Source organism: Sphaerisporangium viridialbum (assembly GCF_049674955.1).
GTDB classification, from domain to species: domain Bacteria; phylum Actinomycetota; class Actinomycetes; order Streptosporangiales; family Streptosporangiaceae; genus Sphaerisporangium; species Sphaerisporangium viridialbum.
This window is the reverse complement of record NZ_CP187232.1, coordinates 2,675,513-2,698,531: the sequence shown is the minus strand read 5'-3', so window position 1 is coordinate 2,698,531 and position 23,019 is coordinate 2,675,513. Positions and strand designations below refer to the sequence as shown.

The 23,019-nt window shown below is 71.3% G+C and carries 19 protein-coding genes and 1 pseudogene; 9 read left to right on the top strand and 11 right to left on the bottom strand.

Annotated elements, in window-relative coordinates; all coding sequences use genetic code 11:
* Nucleotides 1–6 precede the first annotated feature (6 nt).
* Genes ACOZ38_RS11920 through ACOZ38_RS11900 form a run of 5 tightly spaced genes read left to right on the top strand, consistent with a single transcriptional unit; the run spans nt 7 to nt 6,630 of the window.
* A complete protein-coding gene (locus ACOZ38_RS11920; RefSeq protein ID WP_424530377.1) occupies nt 7–1,593 on the top strand; it encodes a sugar ABC transporter ATP-binding protein in 1,587 nt (528 codons plus the stop codon).
* Complete coding sequence (locus tag ACOZ38_RS11915) at nt 1,590–2,588, top strand: ABC transporter permease (protein WP_424530375.1); 999 nt, start codon at nt 1,590–1,592, stop codon at nt 2,586–2,588. Before ACOZ38_RS11920 ends, ACOZ38_RS11915 begins: the two co-directional genes overlap by 4 nt.
* A complete protein-coding gene (locus ACOZ38_RS11910; protein ID WP_424530374.1) occupies nt 2,589–3,932 on the top strand; it encodes a hypothetical protein in 1,344 nt (447 codons plus the stop codon).
* Nucleotides 3,929–5,116 (top strand): DUF917 domain-containing protein, encoded by a 1,188-nt coding sequence (locus tag ACOZ38_RS11905; RefSeq protein WP_424530373.1) that lies wholly within the window; start codon nt 3,929–3,931, stop codon nt 5,114–5,116. The genes ACOZ38_RS11910 and ACOZ38_RS11905 overlap by 4 nt, the downstream gene beginning before the upstream one ends.
* Nucleotides 5,113–6,630, top strand: coding sequence for a PucR family transcriptional regulator (locus ACOZ38_RS11900; RefSeq protein ID WP_424530371.1), 1,518 nt, complete (start codon nt 5,113–5,115; stop codon nt 6,628–6,630). Before ACOZ38_RS11905 ends, ACOZ38_RS11900 begins: the two co-directional genes overlap by 4 nt.
* A gap of 80 nt (nt 6,631–6,710) precedes the next feature.
* Here ACOZ38_RS11900 and ACOZ38_RS11895 read toward each other — a convergent pair whose 3' ends face one another.
* Nucleotides 6,711–8,387 carry a hydantoinase B/oxoprolinase family protein gene (locus tag ACOZ38_RS11895; RefSeq protein WP_424530370.1) on the bottom strand — a complete coding sequence of 559 codons (1,677 nt, stop codon included), beginning with the start codon at nt 8,385–8,387 and terminating at the stop codon, nt 6,711–6,713.
* A gap of 25 nt (nt 8,388–8,412) precedes the next feature.
* The gene (locus tag ACOZ38_RS11890; protein WP_424530368.1) at nt 8,413–10,464 is read right to left on the bottom strand and encodes a hydantoinase/oxoprolinase family protein; all 2,052 of its coding nucleotides are present in this window, start codon (nt 10,462–10,464) and stop codon (nt 8,413–8,415) included.
* Between the two features lie 165 nt (nt 10,465–10,629).
* On the opposite strand from ACOZ38_RS11890, the gene ACOZ38_RS11885 reads away from it, so the two are divergent.
* Both ACOZ38_RS11885 and ACOZ38_RS11880 read left to right on the top strand, forming a co-directional pair.
* The gene (locus ACOZ38_RS11885; RefSeq protein WP_424530366.1) at nt 10,630–12,024 is read left to right on the top strand and encodes a leucyl aminopeptidase family protein; all 1,395 of its coding nucleotides are present in this window, start codon (nt 10,630–10,632) and stop codon (nt 12,022–12,024) included.
* A complete protein-coding gene (locus ACOZ38_RS11880) occupies nt 12,021–13,157 on the top strand; it encodes an ornithine cyclodeaminase family protein (RefSeq protein ID WP_424530364.1) in 1,137 nt (378 codons plus the stop codon). Before ACOZ38_RS11885 ends, ACOZ38_RS11880 begins: the two co-directional genes overlap by 4 nt.
* 70 nt (nt 13,158–13,227) lie before the next feature.
* Here ACOZ38_RS11880 and ACOZ38_RS11875 read toward each other — a convergent pair whose 3' ends face one another.
* The 6 genes from ACOZ38_RS11875 to ACOZ38_RS11850 all read right to left on the bottom strand — a co-directional run bounded on the left by ACOZ38_RS11875 (nt 13,228) and on the right by ACOZ38_RS11850 (nt 17,887).
* Nucleotides 13,228–13,488 (bottom strand): hypothetical protein, encoded by a 261-nt coding sequence (locus ACOZ38_RS11875; protein WP_424530362.1) that lies wholly within the window; start codon nt 13,486–13,488, stop codon nt 13,228–13,230.
* A gap of 195 nt (nt 13,489–13,683) precedes the next feature.
* Nucleotides 13,684–14,886, bottom strand: coding sequence for an MFS transporter (locus ACOZ38_RS11870; RefSeq protein WP_424530361.1), 1,203 nt, complete (start codon nt 14,884–14,886; stop codon nt 13,684–13,686).
* A gap of 92 nt (nt 14,887–14,978) precedes the next feature.
* A complete protein-coding gene (locus tag ACOZ38_RS11865) occupies nt 14,979–16,157 on the bottom strand; it encodes an RNA polymerase sigma factor (protein ID WP_424530359.1) in 1,179 nt (392 codons plus the stop codon).
* Nucleotides 16,154–16,471 carry a YciI family protein gene (locus ACOZ38_RS11860; RefSeq protein ID WP_424530357.1) on the bottom strand — a complete coding sequence of 106 codons (318 nt, stop codon included), beginning with the start codon at nt 16,469–16,471 and terminating at the stop codon, nt 16,154–16,156. Before ACOZ38_RS11860 ends, ACOZ38_RS11865 begins: the two co-directional genes overlap by 4 nt.
* 291 nt (nt 16,472–16,762) lie before the next feature.
* Complete coding sequence (locus ACOZ38_RS11855; RefSeq protein ID WP_424536989.1) at nt 16,763–16,999, bottom strand: DUF397 domain-containing protein; 237 nt, start codon at nt 16,997–16,999, stop codon at nt 16,763–16,765.
* A 27-nt stretch (nt 17,000–17,026) separates the two neighbouring features.
* The gene (locus tag ACOZ38_RS11850; RefSeq protein WP_424530356.1) at nt 17,027–17,887 is read right to left on the bottom strand and encodes a helix-turn-helix domain-containing protein; all 861 of its coding nucleotides are present in this window, start codon (nt 17,885–17,887) and stop codon (nt 17,027–17,029) included.
* Nucleotides 17,888–18,318: 431 nt separating this feature from the next.
* On the opposite strand from ACOZ38_RS11850, the gene ACOZ38_RS11845 reads away from it, so the two are divergent.
* Both ACOZ38_RS11845 and ACOZ38_RS11840 read left to right on the top strand, forming a co-directional pair.
* Entirely contained in the window at nt 18,319–18,816 is a 498-nt protein-coding gene (locus tag ACOZ38_RS11845) for an ATP-binding protein (protein ID WP_424530354.1), read from the top strand.
* Entirely contained in the window at nt 18,813–19,118 is a 306-nt protein-coding gene (locus ACOZ38_RS11840; protein WP_424530353.1) for a hypothetical protein, read from the top strand. The genes ACOZ38_RS11845 and ACOZ38_RS11840 overlap by 4 nt, the downstream gene beginning before the upstream one ends.
* Before the next feature lie 83 nt (nt 19,119–19,201).
* Here ACOZ38_RS11840 and ACOZ38_RS11835 read toward each other — a convergent pair.
* The 3 genes and pseudogenes from ACOZ38_RS11835 to ACOZ38_RS11825 all read right to left on the bottom strand — a co-directional run.
* Nucleotides 19,202–19,555: pseudogene (locus ACOZ38_RS11835) on the bottom strand (glycoside hydrolase family 43 protein); the annotation flags it as partial.
* A 378-nt stretch (nt 19,556–19,933) separates the two neighbouring features.
* Complete coding sequence (locus ACOZ38_RS11830; protein WP_424530352.1) at nt 19,934–21,973, bottom strand: cellulose binding domain-containing protein; 2,040 nt, start codon at nt 21,971–21,973, stop codon at nt 19,934–19,936.
* A 399-nt stretch (nt 21,974–22,372) separates the two neighbouring features.
* Complete coding sequence (locus tag ACOZ38_RS11825; protein ID WP_424530350.1) at nt 22,373–23,005, bottom strand: hypothetical protein; 633 nt, start codon at nt 23,003–23,005, stop codon at nt 22,373–22,375.
* Nucleotides 23,006–23,019 lie beyond the last annotated feature (14 nt).

Sequence of the window (23,019 nt, the reverse complement as noted above, 5' to 3'; positions counted from 1 at the left end):
CACCCGATGTCCCAGCCGGTCAGGATCGACCTGGAAGGGTTCGGCAAGGCTTACGGCGGCGTGCCCGTGCTGCGCGATGTGTCGTTCACCCTGTACGGGGGACGGGTGCACGGGCTGCTCGGCGAGAACGGCGCCGGCAAGTCGACGTTGCTCAAGGCGGTGTGCGGAGCGGTGGCTCCGGACACCGGGCGCATCTTGCTGGACGGCGAGCCGATCTCGGTCGGCTCCCCCCGGGACGCGCTGCGGCACGGGTTCGCGCTGATCTCCCAGGAGCTCGCCCTGGTGCCGGCAATGACCGTTCTGGACAACGTCCACCTCGGCCGGTGGCACAACCGGCTCGGCTGGCGGGCCGGCCGCGAGGACGGCAGGACGCTGGCCCGGCTGATCGAGCGCACCGGGTTCGATCTCAACCCCTCGGCCCTGGTGCGTGACCTGCCGCTCGCCGCGCAGCAACAGGTGGAGATCCTCCGGGCGCTGGCGTCCGGAGCCTCGGTGATCGGCATGGACGAGCCCACGGCGCTGCTCACCCAGACCGAGACCGACCGGCTGATGGCCGTCATCAGGCAGCTCGCGGCCGACGGCACCGCCGTGGTGCTGATCTCGCACTTCCTGGAGGAGGTGCTGTCGGTCTGCGACGACGTCACCGTGCTGCGCGACGGCCGCCATGTGGTCACCGGACCGGCCGCCGCGCAGACGCCCGGCAGCCTGGTACGGCACATGGTCGGCCGGCCGCTCGAACTGTTCTACCCCGAGCCGGCCCCGGTGAAGGACGCCGCCCCGGTGGTGCTCAGCGTCCGCGACCTGCGACGCGGTACGGCGGTGCGCGGCGTGTCGATGGAGATAAGGGCCGGGGAGATCGTGGGGGTGGCGGGGCTGGTCGGCAGCGGCAGGTCGGAGACGCTGCGCGCGATCTTCGGCGCCGACCCGCGCGACGGCGGCGCCGTCGAGGTGGACGGCGACGCGGTGCCTCCCGGCTCGCCGTCGCGGGCCATGCGCGCCGGCCTGGCGATGGTCCCGGAGTCCCGCAAGGAGCAGGGGCTGGTGCTGGACCGCTCGGTCCGCGAGAACATCGCGCTGGCCAGCCTGAGCTCCAGGCAGCTCGCCGGTTTCGTCAGGGGCGGGTCCGAGAGGCCGGCGGCCGGGTCCATGCTCCGTGACCTGGACGTGCGGGGCTCGGACCTCGGCGGGCCCGTCTGGACGCTGTCGGGCGGCAACCAGCAGAAGGTGCTCTTCGGCAAGTGGCTGCTGGAGAAGCCCGCGGTGCTGCTGGTGGACGAGCCGACCCGCGGCGTGGACGTGGCGGCCAAGAGCCAGATCCACCGGCTCCTCGTCGACCTCGCCGCCGAGGGAATGGCGGTCCTCATGGTGTCCTCGGAGGTCGAGGAGGTCATGGGGCTGTCACACCGGGTGCTGGTGATGCGGCACGGCCGGCTCGTCGCCGAGTTCGCCCGGGGCGAGGCGACCCGCGAGCAGGTGCTCTCGATGGCCTTCGCCGACGACCTCCCCACCGGAGCCGCCCCCGGGCCGGCCCGCTCAACTGACCCGACGAACTACCCGGAATCCAGCCGTAACAGCACGGAGGAGCACGAATGACCACCATGGCTGACACGGAGGCCCCGCCCGAGGCGGCCGCACGGGCCACGGCCAGCAGGTTCGCCAGGCTGCACGACTTCGGCATCGTGCTGACCGTGGTGGTGATCGTGGTCGCGCTGTCGCTGACCACCCAGACCTTCATGACCACCGGCAACCTGGTCAACCTGCTCGACCAGGCGGCGGTGATCGGGCTGCTGGCCTGCGCCGCCACCCTCGTCATCATCTCGGGCGCCTTCGACCTGTCGATCACCGCCGTGCTCGCCGTCTCGGCGATCGTCGCCGTGGTGGTCACCACGCACGCCGGGGTGCCGGCGGGCATGGCCGCCGGGGTGCTGACCGGCGGCCTGCTCGGCGCGATCAACGGCCTGGTCGTGATCACCGTCAAGGTCCACTCGTTCATCGCCACGCTCGCCCTCAGCATCATGTACCGGGGGCTGGCCGTGATCCTGACGGCCGGCGCCATCGTGTACCCGCAGGAGAGCAGGCTCGCGTCCTTCCAGGCGCTCGGCTGGCCGACCGTGCTCGGCGGGATCACCGCGGCCTCGCTGCTGTTCCTGCTGGTCGCGGCGGTCTGCTGGGTGGTGCTCGCGCGCACCACCTTCGGCCGGCGCATCTACGCCGTCGGCGGCAACGAGGAGGCCGCGCGCCTGTCCGGCATCCGGGTCGGCGCGGTGCGGGTGGCGGTCTTCGCGATCAGTGGCGTGTGCGCGGCGCTGGCGGGACTCATCCTGGCCTCCCGCGGCGGGTCGGCGCAGGCGGGCATGGCCACGGGCATGGAGCTCACCGCGATCGCGGCGGCGGTGGTGGGCGGCACCAGCGTGCTCGGCGGCGAGGGCGCGATCTGGCGCGGGCTGATCGGCGTGCTCCTCATCACCTTGATCGGCAACGGATTCAACCTGCTGGGCTGGGATACCATATATCAGCAGGTCGTGCAGGGTGCGCTGATCCTCGGAGCGGTCAGCTTCGACCGGCTGCTGCGAGGCCGAAGGAGTTAGGTGGCTGGCGCGCGCATCGGGGTCCGGCTGGGCGCCGGCCAAGCTCGGGCCGCTCTTGTCGGCGCCGGTGACATCCGCCATGCCGCGTGCGACTCCGGCGACGACCGCACGCTCTCGCGCATGCTCCGGGGCCTCGCGGAGGGCACGCCGGTCCGGTCGGTGACCTGGGACGTCTCCGCCGAGCTCGACCCGGCCACCGCCGGCTCGCCGGTGGCGTCCCTGCGGGTCATGCCGCGCGCGCCGGTCGGCAGCGGGCATCCCTCTCCCCTGCTCCTGGCACTGGCCGGGCGCCGGGCCGCGGTGGTCGGAGGGCACGACCTGTTCGGGGTCGAGCTCGCCACGCTGGACATCTACGAGGTGCTCCGCACCGCGGCGGCGGCGCAGGCGGAGGGGATGAGCGCGCTGGCGCTGACGGCCACGGGGGCTCTCGGATGCCCCGACCACGAGCTCGCCGCGGCCGAGCTGGTCCGCGAGGCCTTTCCCCAGCTCAGGGTCTCGCTCTCGCACCAGGTCGGAGGCCTTGGCCTGCTGGAGCGCGAGGCCGCGACCGTGATCAACGCCGCGCTGCTGAGCCGCGCCGAGCAGGTGGTAGAGCGCTGCGTCGTGATCTCGGGCCGGCTCGGGGGCTCTACGTCGGCCTGGTTCGTGGCCGGGGACGGCGGCAGGATCTCCGCCGAGCGCCTGCGGCTGCTGCCAGTGCTGGGGCTGTCGGCCACCGGCGCCGCCGCCCTGACCGGCGCCGCGCGGCTGGCCGGAGTGGACGACGCGGTCGTGGGGCTGGCCGGGCCGGACGGGCTCGCCGTGGGCCACGTCCGCGACGGCCTTCCGGACGTGGCGACCGACCGGCCCGGTCCGGGTGGGGTGCGGATGGCCGTTCCCCAGGCGTCGCTGACCCCGATCCGCGGCTCGTACACGGCCACGGCGTCGGCCTTCGCCCTGCTGGCCGAGCACGACCAGCACACCGCGGTCATCGCCGTCGCCGACGCGGGCCCGGACGGGGGCCCCCGCGACGGGGACGCCACCGACCGGGCGCGGGCCGCCGCGGCCCGGCTGCCGTCGGCGTCGGTGCTGGTGGAGCCGTCGGCCGAGCTGGCCGCCATCGGCGCGGCGGGCACGGAGCCGAGCGCCTGGCTCGACACCGTGCTGTACGCCGAGACCTCCGAGGTGCTGGCCCGCAAGCAGGCCGCCGCGGAGCAGCGGGCGCTCACCCTGGTGGCCGAGAGCGGCGCGCGGCTCGGCAGCGAGCGCGTGGTCAGCTCCCGCGCCCTGTCGCTGTCGTTCCTGCGCAGCGGCTCCTACCGGCTGGTGGTACGCGCGGGCGGCCGGGCGGAGGACGACGCGTGACCGGCCGCTCCATCACCGTGGCGGACGTCCCGGCCCTGCTGGCGGGGGCGGAGTTCTTCTCGACCAGCGCCGCGGGCGAGGGCATCGAGTTCGCGGGCTTCTGGCTGGAGGACATCCTCGCGCGGACGGGGCCCGTGGAGCTGGTCACGGCCGGCGAGCTCGACCCGGGCACGCCGTGCGCGGCGGTCGGCGCGATGGGCTCGACCGTCGCCATGGCCGAGCTGCCGCCCTCCGGGGAGGAACCCGTGGCCCTGGCACGCAGCCTGGCCGGGCGGTTCGGCGCTCCGCTGGGCGCGATCATGCCGCTCAACGCGGCCAGCGTGAACGCGCTGCACCCGGTGGCCGCCGCCGCGGTGCTCGGCCTGCCGCTGATCGACTGCGACGGCATGGGCCGGGTGTTCCCGCTGATCCACCAGACCACCTACGAGCTGGCGGGCCTCTCGCTCAGCCCGCTCGCGGTCGTCAGCGCCGGCAACGACTCGCTGCTGCTGGACACCGGCTCGGCCCGCGCCGAGCGGATCGCCAGGTCGATCGCCCAGTCCGCCGGCGGGTGGCTGCTGTGCGGAATGTACCCCACCCAGGTGGGACGGTTGCACGAGGCCGCCATCCACGGCTCGGTGAGCCGCACGCTGGAGGTCGGCCGGCTGCTGCGCGAGCACACCTCCGACGGCAGGACGGCGCGGGAGTCCGCCGGTGGCGGCGGCTCCGCACTGCCCCGGTACGGGCGCCCCGGCGACGGCGGGTGGCCGGCGAGCGGCACCGCGCCGCACGAGCGCCTGCTCCGTGACCTCGCGGCGGCGACCGGCGCGACGGTCCTGGGCGGCGGCCGGGTGGTGGAGCTCGGCCCTTCGGTGCGGCAGGCCGGAACCGTCTATCCGGGCAACCCGATGAGCATGGTGGTCCACGACCACGACAGTGGCCGCCTGATCCGGCTGGAGGCGCACAACGAGCTGGTACTCGCCCTCGCCGACGGCGCGCTCACCGCGGCCGTTCCCGACCTGCTCTGCCTGCTCGACCGGGGCACGCTGCGGATGACCGGGCCGGAACGGCTCACCGTCGGCGACCAGGTGGACGTGCTGTGTGTGCCGGCCGCGCCCGTATGGCACACCGTCCACGGGCTCGGCCTCGGCGGGCCGGGAGCCTTCGGCTTCCCCCTGCGCCACCCGCGCCAGGAGGGCCGATGAAGCGCGCCGGACGCCCCGCCGAGCAGCTGACCGTGGACGAGCTCGTCAGGTACGGGCCGCTCGGCCACGCCGAGATGCTGGTCGGGGAGAACCTCGCCCGGCCGGTGTCACGGGTGGCGCTCATCTCCGATCTCGACCAGGTCCGCCACTGCGGCCCCGGTACCGCCGTGGTCCTCTCCTGCGGGCTGGCGCAGGGGGCGTGGGCGGTCGAGTCGGCGCTGCGCCTGGCCTGGGAGCGCAGTGCCGCCTGCCTGGTCAGCCCCGCCGTCGTCGGGCTGGACCAGGCCACCGCCCAGCTCGCCCGGCGGATGCGGCTGCCGGTGTTCGTCGTGACCGGGGACACCGCCGCCTGCGCCCTGGACCTGGCCGCGGCCATCGCCAGCCCCGAGGCCGCCCGCGCCCGCCTCGCGGCGCGCTGCGCGGAGCTGTTCGCCGAGCGGAGCAACGCCCGGGGCATCGTCGGGGTGATCAACTCGGAGGTTCCCGGCGTGACGGCCGCGCTGGTGGCTCCGGACGGTCACGTGCTCGCGGGCCAGGCGTCCGCCGACCGGGCCGAGCACCGCGTCCAGGTGGACGTGCCGGGCCCGGACGGGCGCCGCTGGGCCGAGCTGGTCGCCGCCACGGCCGGCCCTTCCTCGCCCACCTGGGCCGAAACCGTGCTCCTCATCCTGCGCCTGGCCCGGGGGCCGCTGGCCGCCTCGGTCGCCAGAGAGCGGGTCGACGCGGTGCACGACGCCGAGCGAGGCCGGGCGGCTCTCCGCGCCCTCTTCGCCTCGGCCGGGCGTGATCCCGCACCGACGGCGCAGGAGGAGCCGGGCACCCGTGACCGGGAACGGACCGTCCCGGGGGAGGCGCTCGGATGGCGCGTCGGCGGGCGGCACGTCGCGGTCTTCCTGCGGTCGAGCACCCCGCTGGACACCGCCGCCACCGGTCCGGGCGTGATCTCGGCCTGGCAGGAGGTCATCGACGACCTGCCTCTGGTGCCGTGGGACGCCGGCTGGGCCAGCTGGTGGACCGGCGAGGAGATCGAGGTGGAGCAGGTGGCGTCGGCGCTGCGGCGGCACCTCGCCCGGATGCGCTCGCCGATCCCGCTGAGCGCGGGCGTGGGCCGCGTCGCCGAGGGGGCCGAAGGGCTGCGGGAGTCGCTGTCGCAGGCGATGCTCGCGGCCGGGGTGACGGTGCGGGACGGCCACGGGACGGTGCGCTCGTTCGACGAGCTGGGCTTCCGGGTGCTGCTCGCCTCGCTGTCACAGCCGGAGCTGGTCGGATCCGCCCGGATGGTGCTCGCCGACCTGCTCTCGGCGCCGGACGGGCCGGTGCTGGTGACCACGCTGGCCGCGCTGCTCGACTGCGCGAACTCCACCAGCCAGGCCGCCGCCCGGCTCGGCGTGCACCGCAACACGGTGCTCGGCCGGGTCGAGCGCATCAGGGCGCGCGGCATCGATCCCGATCGCCCCGATCAGCGGCTCGCGCTCCACCTCGCCTGCTACGCGCTGCTGCCCGAGCTGAGCTGAGCCATCCGGACATGCCGTTGAGACCGGTACGGCGGCGCGGGTCAGGCCCCGCGCCGCCGTACCGGGATCGGATGCCGGGCTCAGACGGAGACCGCGTAGAGCTCGGCCGCCCGCGCGGCGGAGACGTGGCCGTCGAGCACGTCGGTACGTACGGCCTCGGCGTCGCGCTCGGCCGGGTCGCCGAAGCCGCCGCCGCCACCGGTCATGCAGCGGATCACGTCACCGGCGGCCAGGCGCAGGCCGTTGCACTTGAGGATGCGCCGCTCGTCGGGACGGCCGGGGTTGATGACGATCTCCGGGGGGACCGCGTCGTGCCCGCCGAACAGGCCCCACGCCGGGGTGGACGACCGTTCGAACCACAGTGAGACCGTGCAGTCGTGTAGCACGGTGTACTCCCGGAGCACGCCGTTGCCCCCGCGGAAGCGGCCGGAGCCGCCGGAGTCCGGCCGGATCTCGTACCTGCTGATGCGGAACGGGTAGCGGGTCTCGAACACCTCCACCGGGATGTCCTTGAGCGAGCCGTTCACGTTGTTGATCAGGGCGGTCTCGCCGTCCGAGCCGTCCCAGGCGCCCCAGCCACCGAGGGTGGCCTCCAGGCTGACGTAGTCGCGCCTGGTCCGGGGGTCGGTGCCGGCCAGCAGCACGATCATCGAGTCGCCGTGGCTGGCGCCCGCCACCTTGCCCGGCATCGCCGGAGCGAGCGCCTTGGCCACCATGTCGATGAGCAGCCCCAGGTGGGAGAAGTACCACTGGCAGGCGGCCGGGGCCACCGCGCCGAAGACCGATCCCTCCCGCACCTGGACCGTCATCGGGCGGAAGGACCCGCCGTTGCCGGGCACGTCCGGGCTGACGAGCAGCTTGTACCCGACCCGGCAGGCGGACACCGTCTGGGACGTGCCGCAGTTGATCGGCCCCGTGGTCTGGTCGGCCGACTCGGTGACGTCGAAGTCGATGTCCGAACCGCTGACCGTGATCCTGAGCTTGATCGGGATGGTGGTCCCGAGGTCGATGCCGTCGTTGTCGAGGCAGCCCTCCGCGGTGTAGACCCCGTCCGGGATCGCCGCGATGACCTCGCGCTCCAGCGCCTCGGTCTGGGCGAAGATCTCGTCGCGGGCGGCGCGCAGCGTTTCGAGGCCGAAGCGCCGGACGATCTCCTCCAGGCGTGCCTGGCCCATCTTGATGGTGGCGATCATCGCGTGCATGTCGCCGCTGGTCTGGTAGGGGAAGCGCACGTTCGTGGCGATCGTGCTCATCACCCCGGGGACGTCGCGGCCTCCCTCGACCAGCTTCTGCGCGCCGAGCCGCAGGCCCTCCTGGTAGATGTTCACCGAGTCCATCGACCCGCCCGGGTCCTTGGAGCCCACGTCGATCCAGTGCGCCCGGGTGGCGGTGAAGCCGACCAGCTCCTCGTCGACGAAGACCGGCCCGAAGATGGTGACGTCGTTGAGGTGGGTGCCGCCGAGATAGCTGTCGTTGAGGATCCACACGTCGCCCGGCTGCCACACCTCGCGGCCGAACTGCTCCTCGGTCGCCTTGGTGCAGGTCTCCAGGTTGCCCAGGAAGATCGGCAGGCCGGCGGACTGGCCCAGCACCTGGTGCCGGTCGTCCAGCAGCGCGACGACGCAGTCGCCGCACTCGTAGATGATCGGGGTGTAGGCCGATCGGATGAGGGTGGCGTTCATGTCGTCGGCGGCGGCGGAGAGCGCGTTGCGGATGATCTCTACCACGACCGGGTCGACGGTCCTGTTGTCGGTCACGATTCCTCCTGTCTCACAGCGTTTCTCACAGCGTGCCGTCCGTGCTGGTCCGGATCACCAGGGAGCCGATGGGGTCCACCGACACCGAGAAGCCGGGGGGCACCACGGTGGTGGCCGTGCCCTCCACGATGATCGCCGGGCCCTCGAACGCGTGCCCGGCCGCCAGGTCCGCACGGCGGATGAGCGGGGTCGAGCGGCTCTGGCCGTCGAACACGACCTCGCGGAGCCGGTGCGGGAACGCCGTCTCCGTGGCCGCCTCCACCTGCTCGGCGGCGCCCCGGCCGAGGTCGCCGAACGCGGTGGTGCGCAGCGTGACGAACTCGATCGGCGCGCCCAGGTTCGCGTGGCCGTAACGGGACTCGTGCTGCTGCCCGAACCGCTTGGCGATGATCTCCACGAAGTCGTCGCGGGCCGGCTCGCTCGCGTCGAGGAGCGGCACGGTCAGGGTGTACTCCTGAGCGGCGTAACGGATGTCGACCGCGTACTCCACCCGGCGGTTCGGCTCGGGCACCCCCTCGTCGGCCAGCGAGCTCAGGGCGGCCTCGGCCATCGCCGCGAGCCTGGCCGCCATGTCGGCGGTGTCCAGGTCGGCGTCGAGGTGGAAGTAGGTGTCCGAGGCGTCCTTGCGGATGTCGGTCTGCAGCATGCCCCACGCGGAGAACGCGCCCGGGAAGCGCGGCACCACGACCTCGCCGATGCCGAGCTCCCTGGCGAGGAAGACCGCGTGCATCGGACCGGCGCCGCCGAAGGCGACCAGGGTGAAGTCGCGCGGTTCGATGCCCCGCGAGACGGTGATGGTCCTGATCGCCTGGGCCATCTTGGCGTTGGCGACGTCGCAGACGCCCTCGGCCATGGCCACGGTGTCCAGGCCGAGGCCCTGCGCCAGGCCTTCCAGAGCGGTACGGGCCGCGCCGGTGTCCAGCGTGAGCGAGCCGCCGGCGAACCACTCCGGGTCGATGCGGCCCAGGACGAGGTTGGCGTCCGTCACGGTCGGCTCGGTGCCGCCGCGGCCGTAGCAGGCGGGGCCGGGGGTCGCGCCCGCCGAGCGGGGGCCCACCCGCAGGCCGCCGGCCTCCAGCCAGGCGACGGAGCCGCCGCCGGCTCCGATGGTGTGGATGTTCACCACGCTCATCAGCATCGGGAGGCCCTCGATCTTGGCCTCCGGTGAGATGTCCGGCTGCCCGTCGATGACCAGCGACACGTCGAAGGACGTGCCGCCCATGTCCACGCAGATGAGGTTCGGCCGGCCGATCGCGCGGGCCAGCTCGACCCCGCCCATGGTGCCGCCGACCGGGCCGGACAGCAGCGTCTGCAACGGGCGGCGGCGGGCCGACTCGGCGGTGAGGATGCCCCCGGAGGACTGCATGACGTGCAGCGGTACGGCGAGCCCCCGCTCCGTCAGGTTCGTCTCCAGGCGCTCCAGGTAACGTCGCACCACCGGGCCGGTGTACGCCTCGACGACCGCCGAGGAGGTGCGCTCGTACTCCCGCCACTCCTTCGCGGCCTCGTGCGACAGCGAGATCGTGAGGTCCTCGCCGAGCTCCTCGCTCAGGATCTCGCGGGTGCGCAGCTCGTGCGCCGGATCCAGGTAGCTGAAGAGATAGGCGACCGCGATCGCGCCGAACCCGCCGTCGCGGTAGCGCTGGGCCGCCTGCCGCACGGCCTGCTCGTCCAGAGGTTCGAGTTCCGTGCCGCCGGCGTCGAACCGGCCGCCGACCTCGACGATGTCGCGCAGCGGGACCAGTGGCGCCGGCTTGCGGAAGTGCAGGTCGTACAGCCGGGTGCGCGGGCCGCGCGCGATGTGGTAGGTGTCCCCCGCGCCCTTGGTGGACAGCAGCAGCACCTTCACGCCGCGCCGCTCAAGGAAGGCGTTGAGCCCCTGCGTGGTGCCGTGCACCGTGAACGAGATGTCGGCTGGGGAGTCCACCAGGGACTCCAGCGCTGTCAGCACTCCCTCAGTCAGGTCTTCCGGCGTTGTGGACGATTTGCCCACCTGATAACGGCCGGTGGCTTCGTCGTAGCCGATGACGTCGGTGAATGTGCCGCCGATGTCCATGGAGACCCGGAAACGGCTCATCTAGGAGCTCCTCTCTGCAAGGCGTAGCGGTGACCGTAGCTCCGGCGCGGCCACCCGGGATGTGCACGGCGACCACCACATCGCCGGGTCACCGTGCGAGGCGCCCTGCGAGGGTTTGATGTCCGGCGGGAAACTGGGCGCGCCGTAACAGGGAGAGGTAGGGCGATGGACGTCGCGGTCGGACCGGGTCGGGCGGATGTGCCGGAGGTGCGAGGGATCTTCACCGAGGAGGTGGAGAGCCTTCGCGCGGCGGGCCTGCTCAGGTGGGAGGGGTTCACGGCCGAGCCGGGCTCCACCGCGCCGGTCGAGGACGGGGGTCCGGTGCTGCTGGCCGGTCTCGGGCCGCTGGACGGATGCGACGCCGAGCGGCTGCGCGCCGCCGCGGCGGCCGCGGCGGCACTGCTGCCCGGCGATGCCGTGCGGGTCGACCTGGCGGGCCGCGGCGCGGGCGCGCTCGGCGCCGGGGAATCCGTCCGCGCGGTCGTGACCGGGCTGGCCCTCACGGCCGCGCGACCGCTCAGCGTGACGCTCACCGGCCTGGATGGACCCGACGGTGACCACGTCACCGCAGGGCTGCTGGACGCGGAGGCCGTGCTGCTGGCCCGGGAACTGACCAACCGCCCGCCGAGCGAGCTCGTCCCGGATGACCTGGCGTGCCTCGCGCGGGACGTCGCCGTCCGGGAAGGCCTGGCCGTACGGGTCCTGGACGAGCATGACCTGCGGGAACTCGGGATGGGGGCCCTGCTCGGCATGGGCGCCGGATCTCCGCACCCGCCTCGGCTGGTGGACCTGCGCCACGAGCCCCCGGGCGCGCGGTGTTCGATCACGCTGGTGGGCAAGGGCATCACCTTCGACTCCGGCGGCCTGTCCCTGAAGTCACCCGCGGCCATGATGGGCATGCGGGGCGACATGGCGGGCGCCGCGGTCGTACTCGCCGTGATGTCGGTGCTGGCCAGGCGGGGGCTCCCTGTCGCGGTCCGCGGCCTGCTCCCGCTCGCCGAGAACATGATCGGCCCTGCCGGCGTACGGCCCGGCGACGTGCTGCGCGCCTGTGACGGCCGGCGGATCCAGGTGCTGGACACCGACTTCGAGGGCCGGGTGACGCTGGCCGACGCGCTCGCCCTCGCCGCGCGGGAACGCCCCGGCGCGATCGTGGACGTCGCCACGCTGACCTACCAGGTGGTGACGGCGCTCGGACCGGAGATCGGCGGGGTGCTCGGCCGCGACCGGGGCCTGACGCGGCAGGTGCTCCGGGCGGGCGCGCTCGCCGGCGAGCCGCTGTGGGCGCTGCCCTGGGCGCGTCGCTACCGGGACCAGATCGCGTCCGGCTACGCCGAGGTGCGGAACTTCCCCGAGGCCGACACGGGCCGTGCCATCACGGCGGCCCTGCTGCTCGGCGAGTTCGTCCCGGAGGAGATCCCGTTCGCCCACCTGGACATCAGCGGGCCGGCCTGGCGCGGTCCCGCCTCCGGCCACGGCGCCACCGGCTTCGGCGTGCTCACCCTCACCCGGCTGCTGGAGTCGCTCGCGACCGCGGCGGTTCCACGGGACCGCTCATGACGGCGGCGTCGAGGGGGTCCTGGCCACGGCATCTCGGTCGGGGGGCGGACGACCAGCCCCCGCAGTACATCACGGGTGAGCAGATCGGTCGGGGGGCGGACGACCAGCCCCCACAGTACGTCACGGGTGAGCAGATCGGTCGGGGGGCGGACGACCAGCCCCCACAGTACGTCACGGGTGAGCAGATCGGTCGGGGGGCGGACAACGAGCCCCCGCCGTACGTCACGGGTGAGCAGATCCGGCGCGTCCTGCCGATGGAGCACGCGGTGATGGCGCTGGAGCAGGCGTTCCGCGCCCGCGCGGGCGAGGACGACCCGCCCCGCATGGCCGTTCCGTGGAGCCACGGCGAGCTGCTGGTGATGCCCAGCGAGCACGCCGAGTGGGCGGGCACCAAGCTCGTCACCGTCGCCCCCGGCAACCCCGCGCTCTCGGTGGACCGGATCAACGGCACCTACGTCCTCTTCGACGCCGCGACCCTGGTCCCGAGGCTGCTCCTGGACGCGTCCGAACTGACCGCGCTGCGGACCGCCGCCGTCAGCGCGCTGGCGACCCGCTATCTGGCCCACACCGACGCGCGGACCCTGGTGGTCTTCGGCACCGGCCCGCAGGCCCGGTCGCACGTGCGGGCGATGCTCGGCGTCCGGCAACTGGCCGAGGTGCGCGTCGTCTCCCGCGATCCGGCGCGGGCCGCGAAACTGGCCGACGAGCTCGCCGTGGAACACGGGCTGCCGGTGACTCCCGGCACCCCCGCTGACGTGGCGACGGCCGACATCGTCTGCACCTGCACCGGTTCGGCCACTCCCCTGTTCGACGGCCGCCTTCTGGCCGACGTGGCACATGTCAACGCCATCGGCGGCCACCACCCCGAGGTGCGAGAGGTCGACGGCGAGACCGTGCGGCGGGCCTTCGTCGTGGTCGAGCAGCCCGGCCCGGCCCGCCGCGAGGCCGGAGACCTGATCATGGCCGTGAAGTCCGGCGCTGCGGACGACTCCGTCTTCGACGTCGACCTGCACCGCGTCGTCACCGAACCGTGGACCCGCCCGGAGCGTCCCACCCTCTTCAAGTCGGTCGGCCTCGCCATGGAGGACCTCGTCGTCGCGGCGGAGATCGCCACCAAAGTGCTGACGCCGTGACGCGGGGCGGCTTCGGAGGCGTCGAGCGACCCGCTTGCGACTCCCCCTTGGATCGCGAGCGGCGCCGCTGTCAGGGGTGGGCCTTGCGGTAACTCTCGTACAGGGCGGCGAGGTTGTCGGTGTAGAGCTCCGTGTAGCCGCAGGACGCGCAGATCCAGGCGCGCACGGTGCCCGTCGAGGAGCCCTGCTTCCAGACGAACCCGTGGTCCGGCGGCTCGGGCTCCTCGACGCGGACGCTCAGCGGCAGCGGGCCGTTCCTCGCATGATCGCGCACCTCCACCCCGGCCATGACATGGGGCGAACCGCATTTCGAGCAGAGATCACTTCTCACGGTCTTCCCTGTTCCTCGTCGAACCCAATCCGCAGCGGCAGCGTATCGGGATGCCAGGCCAGGTGGCGGGCAGAGGGAGGTATTCGGAACGGTCGAAATACGCCGAACCGCCCACGGGGATCGGTCCGGTACAGGCGGACGAAAACCTATCCGCGGACGAGCGTCACAGGGGATCGCTGCCTCGGCGCGTGAGCGTCAGGGCCGCAGGCGGGGCAGCCGGGTCAGGAGGGCGACGGCGAAGAGCACGGGGATCAGCGCGAACAGCGCCCAGGCCAGTCCCACCAGTTCGGCGGCCCAGCCGATCGCGGCAGGACCGAGCAGGATGCCCGCGTACGTGAACGTCGTGAACCGGGAGACGATGGCCGCTGCGGCGGGGCCGGTGGCATCCGCCTGCCCGACTGCGCTGAAGGTCAGCGGGAGCAGGACCGACGCGCCGAGACCCATCACGGCGAACCCGGCGATCGCGGCGGCCGGTTGAGGAGCGAGCACGGCCATCGCGAGGCCGCAGGCCGCGACGAGCCCGCCGGTGCGGAAGACGGGCGGAGCGCCGTACCGCATGGTCAGGCGGTCGCCGACCAGCCGGCCGCCCGTCTGACCGGCCGTGTACGCCGTGACCGCCGTCACGGCGAGGCCGAGTGACGCGCCCCTGCTGTCGTGCAGGAAGATCGCGCTCCAGCTGAGGGCGGCGCCCTCGCAGACCATCAGAGTCATGCCGGTCAGGCCGAGTGCGACGACCGGGCGGGTCCAGCCACCGCGCCACCCGAGGTGACGGCGTGCTGGAGCCTTGGCGTTACGGAGATCCGTCGTTGCGGGCAGCAGGAGCGGCCCGAGCACGAGCCCACCGGCGAGGAGCACGGTCGCGGCTCCTACGAGGTGCGTGGTGGACGAGACGCCGGCGTGCGCCAGGGCGGCCATCGCGAGGGAGGCGACGACCGCGCTGACGCTCCAGGCGGCGTGGCAGCCGTTGAGGATGGGACGTCGATTGAGCCGCTCGACGGTGACGGCGTGTGCGTTCATTGCGGCGTCCGTGATGCCGTGAACGGCGCCGAGCGCCGTTGCGACCAAGGCGAACTGGACCGGGCCGCCGGCCAGGCCGACGAAGGCCAGCAGCAGCGGCATGATGACAAGCGAGGCGCGCAGGACGGGCCGGCTTCCGATCCGGGCCACCAGCGGCCCGACGAACTGCATCGAGGCAAGGGCCGCCAGGGCGAAGAGCACCCCGACGACCCCGAGCTGACCGTCGGCGAGGTGGTGCTCACCCTTCAGGGAGGGTAGTCGCACGATGTACGTCGACAGCGCGAGCCCGTTGAGGAAGAAGACGGCCGTGGCGGGCCATCGGCCGGTCCCGCCGCCCCGCGCGGCCGGCCGAGCCGGTGTGGTCTGGTCCTTTATCGTCATCGTGTGACCTCCGGTCGTGGATTGCCCCGGGAATCGGGTCCGCACGGACGACGAACGCGGCATGGCCCTCCTCGACAGCAGGAGGCGCCGGATCAGCCGCGGACCTCGGCGATGCGTCGACGTAGGTAGCGCCGCTCGGGCTCGGTGGGCGCCAGGGTGAGCGCCTGCTCGTACGCGGCGGCGGCCTCCGCCCGTCGGCGTAGCCGGCGCAGCAGGTCCGCGCGGGTGGCCGGGAGCAGGTGGTAACCGTCGAGCCTGCCCAAGGATTCGAGGGTGTCGACGAGTGCCAGCCCGGCTTCCGGCCCGTCGGCCATCGCGACCGCGACCGCCCAGTTGAGCTTGACGAATGGCGATGGCGTGAGACTGGCCAGCTGCTCGTACAGGACAGCGATCCGCCGCCAATCGGTGTCCTCAGCGGTGGTCGCGGTGGCGTGGCACGCCGCGATGGCGGCTTGGAGCTGGTACGGGGTGGTGGTGCCGGTGAGGAGGCGGACGCCTTGGTCGATCAGCTCGCGGTGCCACCGGGTCCGGTCCTGCTTCTCCAGCGGGACCAGGTCGCCGGCGCTGTCCGTACGCGCGTCGGCGCGCGCGTGGTGGAGCAGCATCAGCCCGAGCAGACCGCGTACCTCTGTCTCGGTGGGCATCAGTTGCTCCAGGAGCCGGCCCAGCCGGATCGCCTCTTCGGCCAGCTCTCGCCGTCCCGAATAGCCCTCGTTGAAGAGCAAGTAGACCACGCCCAGCACGCCGATGAGCCGCTCAGGCAGGAGCTCCGGCGGAGGGACGCGGTACGGGATGCCCGCCTCTCGGATCTTCCGCTTGGCGCGGGACAGCCGCTGCGCCATCGTCGCGGTCGGCGTCACGAACGCCCGGGCGATCTCCCCGGTGGTGAGGCCGGCGACCGTTCGCAGCGTGAGGGCGACCCGGGCGTCGAGCGGGAGCGCGGGATGGCAACACGTGAAGATCAGTCGCAGCCGGTCGTCGCCCGCCTCGTCGTCCTCGGTGTCCTGCGCCTCGGCCACCTCCCTCAGCTTCGTCTCCTCGACGTTGCCACGGCGCAGCCGGTCGACGGCGCGGTTGCGCGCGGTGGTGGTCAACCACGCCCCGGGTCGCAGGGGAACACCGTCGTCGGGCCAGTGCAGCAGAGCCGCCTCGAAGGCGTCCTGGACGCACTCCTCAGCCAGTTCCCAGTCGCGAGTGAGGTGGATGAGCGTCGCCAGCACCCTGGCCCGCTCCTCGCGGAAGGCGACGGTGACGGCGTCTCGGGCGCTCACCGTTCCCAGAACGGCCGCAGTTCGAGGGTCCCGAATGCCGCTGCCGGGTGCTTCGACGCCACCTCGATCGCCTCGTCGAGGTCGGCGCACTCGAGGATGTCGAAGCCGCCGATCTGCTCCTTGGTCTCCGCGAACGGCCCGTCCGCGACGAGCACCTCACCGCCCCTCACCCGTACCGTCGTCGAGTCACGGACAGGGCATAGCCGGTTGCCCATTAGCCGCACACCGTGACCCTCCATCTCGTCGATCCAGGGCTCGGGGTCCGCGTTGGGCTCCACGTCCTCATCAACGCAGACCAGCATCAGGTACCTCACACTTCCTCCTTCTACCGCATCGTCCAGCATGACGACGAACGGCGAAGCGCCATTCTCGACATGCCATGCACCCCCTCTCCGCCGGGCGGCACCGCTCCTGGCTGCCAGGCGGTGTGGTCGCCGCCGTGCCACAGCCGACCTACGGCTACCGAGGCGAGGACGCCGATGACTCGTCCCTTGAGCTCGCAGGAGCCAGTCCATCTGCCGCGTTACGAGGGCAACATGGCCGTATATCGCGCCAAATGCGGAATTGGGCAGATCACGGACAAGGCGCCCACGTGCGGCTCACCTTTACCGCCTCGCCTTCCCTCCCCCGAGCCATCCGTCTTTCACTCCACAGACGAAGACACGCCATTGGACCGAGGTGAAGGCGAGGATTGGGCCGGACGGGTTCTTGCTGTCACGTAGCAGGACCGAAGGGGCCTGTACTCCTGCGTCTGAGGCGGTGCCCATCGTGGCTACCTCTACGCACTCCGATCCGTTGGCACTGCGCGTGCTCTTACGCCAATGGAGCTTCGACGCGTCCATCATGGATCCCGCCCCTTCCCGTCTCGGTCACCTGATCGCCTTCATCGCTGCGGCGAGGACAGCCACTGATTCATCCGGTGGCAGCGCAGCAGCGCGCAGATGGTCGAAAACCAGCGTATAGCGACGCACCTCCCTCGGTTTCTCTACGTACAGGTTTCCTGCGGGACTTTCCGCATAGACGACATCGGGGTCGCTTACGTCAGGGAATTCGATGATCGAGAACGGGCCGATAAGCCCGACGTGTGCACCCTTCGCGAATGGCAGGATTTGGATGGTGACAGCGGGCGAGCCGGCGGCCTCTATGAGTCGCTCCAACTGGGCCCGCATGACGGCGGAACCACCGATGGGACGGCACAGGACAGCCTCGTCAAGCACAGCCCACAGCTCAAGCGGGTGATCACGTCCGAGAGCTGCCTGACGTCTCATCCGGAGTGCGACGAGGCGGTCCACGCTGTCCTGGCGGTCCATGAGCCGGACAGCGCGAAGAAGGGCACGAGCATAGTCCTCGGTCTGCAGCAGCCCATGGACAAGGTTGGTTTGGTAGGTGCGCAATGATGCGGCCTCGGCTTCAAGACCCACGTACGTCTCAAACCCGGCGGGCAAGACGTCTTCGTAGTCCGTCCACCACCCCTTCTGCTGAGCGTCTCGCACCATGGCGAGAAGCAACTCCCGCTGATCTCCGTCAACGACTCCGTACATGTCAAGCATGTCCCGCACATCACGAAGCCGCGGCACGGTCTTCCCGGTCTCAATGCGGCTGATGGTCGACGCCGAGCGCTCCAGATGACGTCCAACCTCATCGATCGTCTTGTCCACGGCCTCTCGTAGGCGCCGCAGCTCGATTCCCAGTCGACGGCGACGGACCGTCGGCCCTTGACTCGCGGACACAGTTCACCTCGAAAGCTGTTGGGACGTCACCGGTGAACCCTAGCGTCACCAATCGTCACTTCACCCATACATTCCGCTACGGAAATTCAAGAGATTTGCCTGATGCACTTGCATGGAGCACATGCGCTCCGCAACACTCCCCTAAACAGTGAGTAATCATCTAGTTGCTCACAGTTCTCGATACTCAGGGCGGCGACAACAGCCGCAGGAGCCAGTGGAGGTCGATGGTGGGGCGAGAGGCTGGGCGGTCAGAGCTGCTGGGCGGCGGGGCGCGGGTGCTTCAGGTGCTGGAACGGGAGGTGTCGTGCATCGGCGTCTCGCAGAGGAAAGGGACGGTCGCGCAGCCCGTCCCACCGACGAGCAGCCGCGAGACGGTACGGCCCAGTGCGGCCGTACCAGGCCCAGGAACGGACCCACAGGGTGTGATCGCCGTGGACAGCCCCATCGGTCACGACGATGAGCATCGGAACGGCGCGGCACCGGGCGCGTGGACCGTCGCCGGGTACCTCACCCTCGCCGGCCACGTCGAACAGGTGAGCGCGGCACGCGCGTTCGTCCGCAAGCTCCTCGCCGGGGATCCGCTCCTGGACGCCGCCCTGCTGGTGGTCTCCGAACTGGTTTCTAACAGTGTCCAGCACTCCCGATCGTCGCTGCCGGGTGGCACCGTCACGCTGTACGTCCTGCACGTCGGCGCCCGCGTACGCATCGAAGTGGCCGACGACGGCGCGGACGGTGTCCCCTGCATGCGACCGGCCGGCATCGCGGAGTTCCCCGACTGGGCCGGAGCGCTGGACGAGGTGGACCTTCGAGGCCGGGGCCTGCGACTGGTGCACGTGGTGGCGGCGTGCTGGGACTTCACCATCGGCCATCGGAGGACCACGACATGGGCGGAGCTCACCCCGACCGAAGACCCCGGAACACCCGCATGACGCCGACCTCCACACAGGCCGACGCCACCCGCCAAGACGTCGTACGGGCACTGACGCAGCGGTTCAACGGCTGGTGCCTCTGGTACGGCACCGCCACTGGACACTGGTGGGCGCTGCCACCGGCCCGGAACCGCGAACACCTCGGCCTGATCGAGGCACGAGACCCCGACGAACTAGCCGAACGTCTATGGCGGATCGAAAGAGCCGAACGCCACCTCGACCCCACGACCGACCAGCGCGTATGGCCGCGCCACCCCACCCCCCGGCCACACCCGACCCCCACAAACCGGCCTCCGCCCTGACCGAGCAAGCAATCATGAACCACTGAGACAGGTGGTTCCTCTCCGGTGACGCCGCAGGGGCTGGAGCGGCTCAACACCGAGCAGCCGATGTAGGCGCCGATGAAGCCTCCGGCGAGGGAGGTGCTGAGGACACGGCCGTCCACCGGGTCGCCCAGCGGCTGCCACTCCCCAGGCGAGGTGGCGTACGACATCTGGTACTCCTGCTCGTGGGCCTCCACGCCGAGCCAGAGCCGCCCGCCAGGCACATCCGCCTGCGCCAGCGTGCGGTCGGCGCCGCCCTCCCTCCTGATCACGACAAGCCCCCCGGTGGTCATGACCAGCAGGATGTGAAAGTCGTCGTTCTGCACCAGCGCCAGCCCTGCACGCTCCCCACCTGATGGGGTGAACTCCATGGCGGCGCGCACAGCGAAGTGGGCATGCCGCTGCCGCCGGGCGACGAGGCTCGGATTGGGAAAGGGTTTGGGTGGGCAGAACGGCGTTCACCCGTCACGCGCTACACGGGCGGGTCCAATAGAGGTCGCGCAATGGCCCGCGTTCTCTCCTGAACAACGCGAAGGGGCCTCGAAGCCTGTGTTTCCAGGGCTTGTCGACGTACTTGAGTACGCGACGTTGCCGGGGGATCTTGATTAAGCGGGTGAGCCAGAAAAGCATGCCCACACCGGGAAGGCCGAGTATCAGATAGGGGATCGTTGGCCGTCGATGCACTTGGCGTAGACGCTGAGCATCACATCAACGCCGTGACCCGCCCGTTTCGCGGCTTCGGGTGCGTGTCCGGGGACGTCTGCGCGGGACGGCCCCGGACGGTCCTACCAGTGCTACTGCGTTGTGCAGACATTTCCGTTGAGGGTGAAGACGGCGGGGAGGATGTTCGGGCCGCTGTAGTTGCCGACGAAGCCGATCGTGGTCGACGCGCCGGTGGACAGCGAGCCGTTGTTGGGCTCGTTGACGACCTTGACGTTCGAGCCGTTCTGCGTCCAGACGGCGCTCCAGCCGCTGCCCAGGCTCTGCCACGTCCTGGGCCAGCTGAAGTTCAGGGTCCAGCCGTTGATCGGGGCGCCGTTGTTGGTGATGTCGATGGCGCCGACGTAGCCGTTGCCCCAGTCGGACTGGTCGGTCAGCCGTACCGTGCAGGAACTGGAGGCGGGCGTGCCGGTCGTGAACGTGAGAGGCGGGGAGGCCGACGAGACGCCGCCGCCGCTGTCCCGCGCGACCACGTTGACCGTGTAGCGCGTGCCCGGCTTGAGGTTGTTGACGGTGAAGGAGTTACCGGCGGTCTCACCGAGCTGCTCGCCGACGGCTCCGTCGTGGCGGTAGACCTCGTACTTCACGATCGGACGCGTCCCGGCGGAGGCGGCGGGCCAGGAGATCGTGGCGGTCTTGTCCGTCACGTTCGAGACCGTCGGCTGCCCCGGCGCGCCCGGCAGTCCGGTCTGCGCAGAGCTGGGATGCACAACGATCGTGGTCAGCGACAGCGGCGGCAGCGTCCGGCTGGTCGCGCTCCCCGAGGTCGAGCCGGTGATGTCGGTGGCGCCGTTGGTGTGGGTCAGCACGGTCGGCGCCCCGGAGGCCGGGCTGAAGCCGGAATAACCGATCGTGACCGGGAAGGACGTGTCGGGCGAGGTGTTGATCAACAGGACCGCCAGATCGCCGTTGGGGCGGCGGACGGCGTGCGCGCTGACCTTCGCCTGGTCGGTGGCGGCCCGGATGAACTGGTCGCCGGGACGGGCGAACCTGCTCGTCATCTGCAGCGCGTAGTACGGCGCGAAGGGTGTGTTCAAGGCCGGCTCGCACACGCTGCCGTCGGAGGTGCAGGTCGCGCTCGACAGCAGGCCGAAGTCGCCGTAGTCGGTGTGCCCCGCGACCTGCGTGACACTGCCGATGCCGTTGTGCACGTTCCACCAGTCGACCGTGAACACGCCGTTCGCGAGCAGCGTCGCGTAGGCGTCGGCGGCGGCGAGCGCACCGGGCTGAGTGTTCGTGCCGTTGCTACTGGTCCCGGTGTTGAACTCGGTCATCGAAATGCCGATCCGCTCCGACCCGGGCCCCGCGTACTCGGCGATCTGCCGGCGGGTGAGATAGATCATGTCGGGCACGCGGCCGGCCTTGTCGAAGGCGCCGGGGTACCAGTGCAGGATCACATAGTCGATCTTCGGTCCGGCGATCGACAGGACGACCTTGTTCCAGGTTCCGTCGTCGCCGCCGGCGACCAGCCCGTCGGGCCAGTCGCCCGCTGTGGTCAGCACAGCGCCGATCTTGATGGTCGGATCCACCGCCTTCATCGCATCGGCGTAGGCGACGACGTTGCGCGCGTACTCGGCCGGGCTCTTGTCGGCGTGGTCGTCGGCCTCCCAGGCGGAGCCGTAGTGGCCGTTGCCGTAGTTCTCGTTGCCGATCTCCCAGTACATGACGCCGTACTTCTTGGTGACGTTGGCGTAGCGGACCCAGCCGGCGGCCTCGTTGGCGGTGCCGGTGCCGTAGTTGGCGGTCACCATCGCCTGCGCTCCGGTGCGCCGCACGCCACGCATGAAGGTGTCGAAATCGGTGTTGGGAGCGACGTAGCCGCCGGGAGCGGTGTGGTCGGCCCAGTGATAGATGTCGGAGTAGGAGCCGCCGGGATAGCGCAGCAGCTTCACGCCCGCGTCCTTGAGCCGGTCCGAGGTCTCGTCGGTGCCCAGATTGCTGTCCCAGATCGCATGGTTGGTGCCGATGCCGGTTTCGGGGACGGTGGCGAGTGCGGCGCGCGCGTTGACGGTCACCGCGACCGGGGTGACGTCGTCGGCGTACGCGGTGGGAACGTTCAGGGCGACCACGGTCAGCAGGAGGGCGGACGCGATCCGTGAGGGGACATTGAGCATGGGCACACCTCGTCATGGGTAGCGGCAATTCAGTTGACGCTCCCTCCTGACCAGGGAGGCCCCATGATCCTGCGGGCTGGCGCCACGGGCGTCAACCGTCGGTGAAAGTTTCACTCTGTACGGTTGCCGTGCCGGGCGGATTCAGATCGCCCCGGCGTACATCCAGGCTCCGCCGTACCGGGTGAAACGCCTGTGCTCGATGCAGCGGGAATAGTGCCGGCCTGCCCAGTTGCTCTCCGATTTCGGGATCAGAGGTCGGTGAGGAGGGCGAGGGCGCCCCGTGAACGGCTCTTGGCCAACAGAGGTGTCTCCTGTCTCATCGTGAAGGTCCGGGACGTGGGCCAGACTTGCACATGTCCCGGACGGATCCAGCGGCAGGGGGCGTTCCGCCCCCTGGGCTCAGGACTGGTTGAACAGCGAGAGCGTCAGGGTCGAGTGGTACTCCCCGGCGGCGACGTCGACCGGAGTGCGCAGTGCGAGGTCGGCGTTGACCTGGTGGGTGCCGATCTCGTCAGCGGAGTTCGCGGTCGAGACGAGCAGTTCCTGGCCCTGCAGACCCACGGCGGGTGCTCCGGTGCCGTCGGAGACGACACTGGAGACGGGCTCACCGGGCGCCACCGACCCGGTGGAGGAGCCGGTCAGCAGGTGCGGGGTCCATCCCAGATACTCCGGGCCGATGGTCTTGGCCGGGTCGCCGGTCGCGACCAACTGGCTGGACTGGCCCACCACCGCCCAGAAGTCTCCCGCGGGGATCTCGTCGGGAAGACGGGTGTCGGCCACCGTGACCGTCGGCAGGGTGCCGGTGAACTGGCGGGCGGCGGCATTCGACCCGTTCTCCGCGAGGGTCACACCGCTGTTGTCGGCCACGGTCATCGACACCTGACCGGGAACGCGCAGCGGCTCGATCTTCACCGACACCTCGATCCCGCTGTTGTCAGGGTCGCCGTCCGCCATCGCGGGACCGGCCACACCGGCAAGCGCGAGGCCGAGCACCGACACGGCCAGTATCTGGGCAGTTCTCTTGGTCTTCATTTGATCGCTCCATC

Excerpts from the sequence above, each read along its gene's own strand:
- ACOZ38_RS11885 (WP_424530366.1), top strand. The coding sequence starts at position 10,630 with ATGGACGTCGCGGTCGGACCGGGTCGGGCGGATGTGCCGGAGGTGCGA.
- ACOZ38_RS11900 (WP_424530371.1), top strand. The coding sequence starts at position 5,113 with ATGAAGCGCGCCGGACGCCCCGCCGAGCAGCTGACCGTGGACGAGCTC.
- ACOZ38_RS11830 (WP_424530352.1), bottom strand. The coding sequence starts at position 21,973 with ATGCTCAATGTCCCCTCACGGATCGCGTCCGCCCTCCTGCTGACCGTG.
- ACOZ38_RS11920 (WP_424530377.1), top strand. The coding sequence starts at position 7 with ATGTCCCAGCCGGTCAGGATCGACCTGGAAGGGTTCGGCAAGGCTTAC.
- ACOZ38_RS11890 (WP_424530368.1), bottom strand. The coding sequence starts at position 10,464 with ATGAGCCGTTTCCGGGTCTCCATGGACATCGGCGGCACATTCACCGAC.
- ACOZ38_RS11840 (WP_424530353.1), top strand. The coding sequence starts at position 18,813 with ATGACGCCGACCTCCACACAGGCCGACGCCACCCGCCAAGACGTCGTA.
- ACOZ38_RS11855 (WP_424536989.1), bottom strand. The coding sequence starts at position 16,999 with ATGGACGCGTCGAAGCTCCATTGGCGTAAGAGCACGCGCAGTGCCAAC.
- ACOZ38_RS11880 (WP_424530364.1), top strand. The coding sequence starts at position 12,021 with ATGACGGCGGCGTCGAGGGGGTCCTGGCCACGGCATCTCGGTCGGGGG.
- ACOZ38_RS11870 (WP_424530361.1), bottom strand. The coding sequence starts at position 14,886 with ATGACGATAAAGGACCAGACCACACCGGCTCGGCCGGCCGCGCGGGGC.
- ACOZ38_RS11825 (WP_424530350.1), bottom strand. The coding sequence starts at position 23,005 with ATGAAGACCAAGAGAACTGCCCAGATACTGGCCGTGTCGGTGCTCGGC.
- ACOZ38_RS11915 (WP_424530375.1), top strand. The coding sequence starts at position 1,590 with ATGACCACCATGGCTGACACGGAGGCCCCGCCCGAGGCGGCCGCACGG.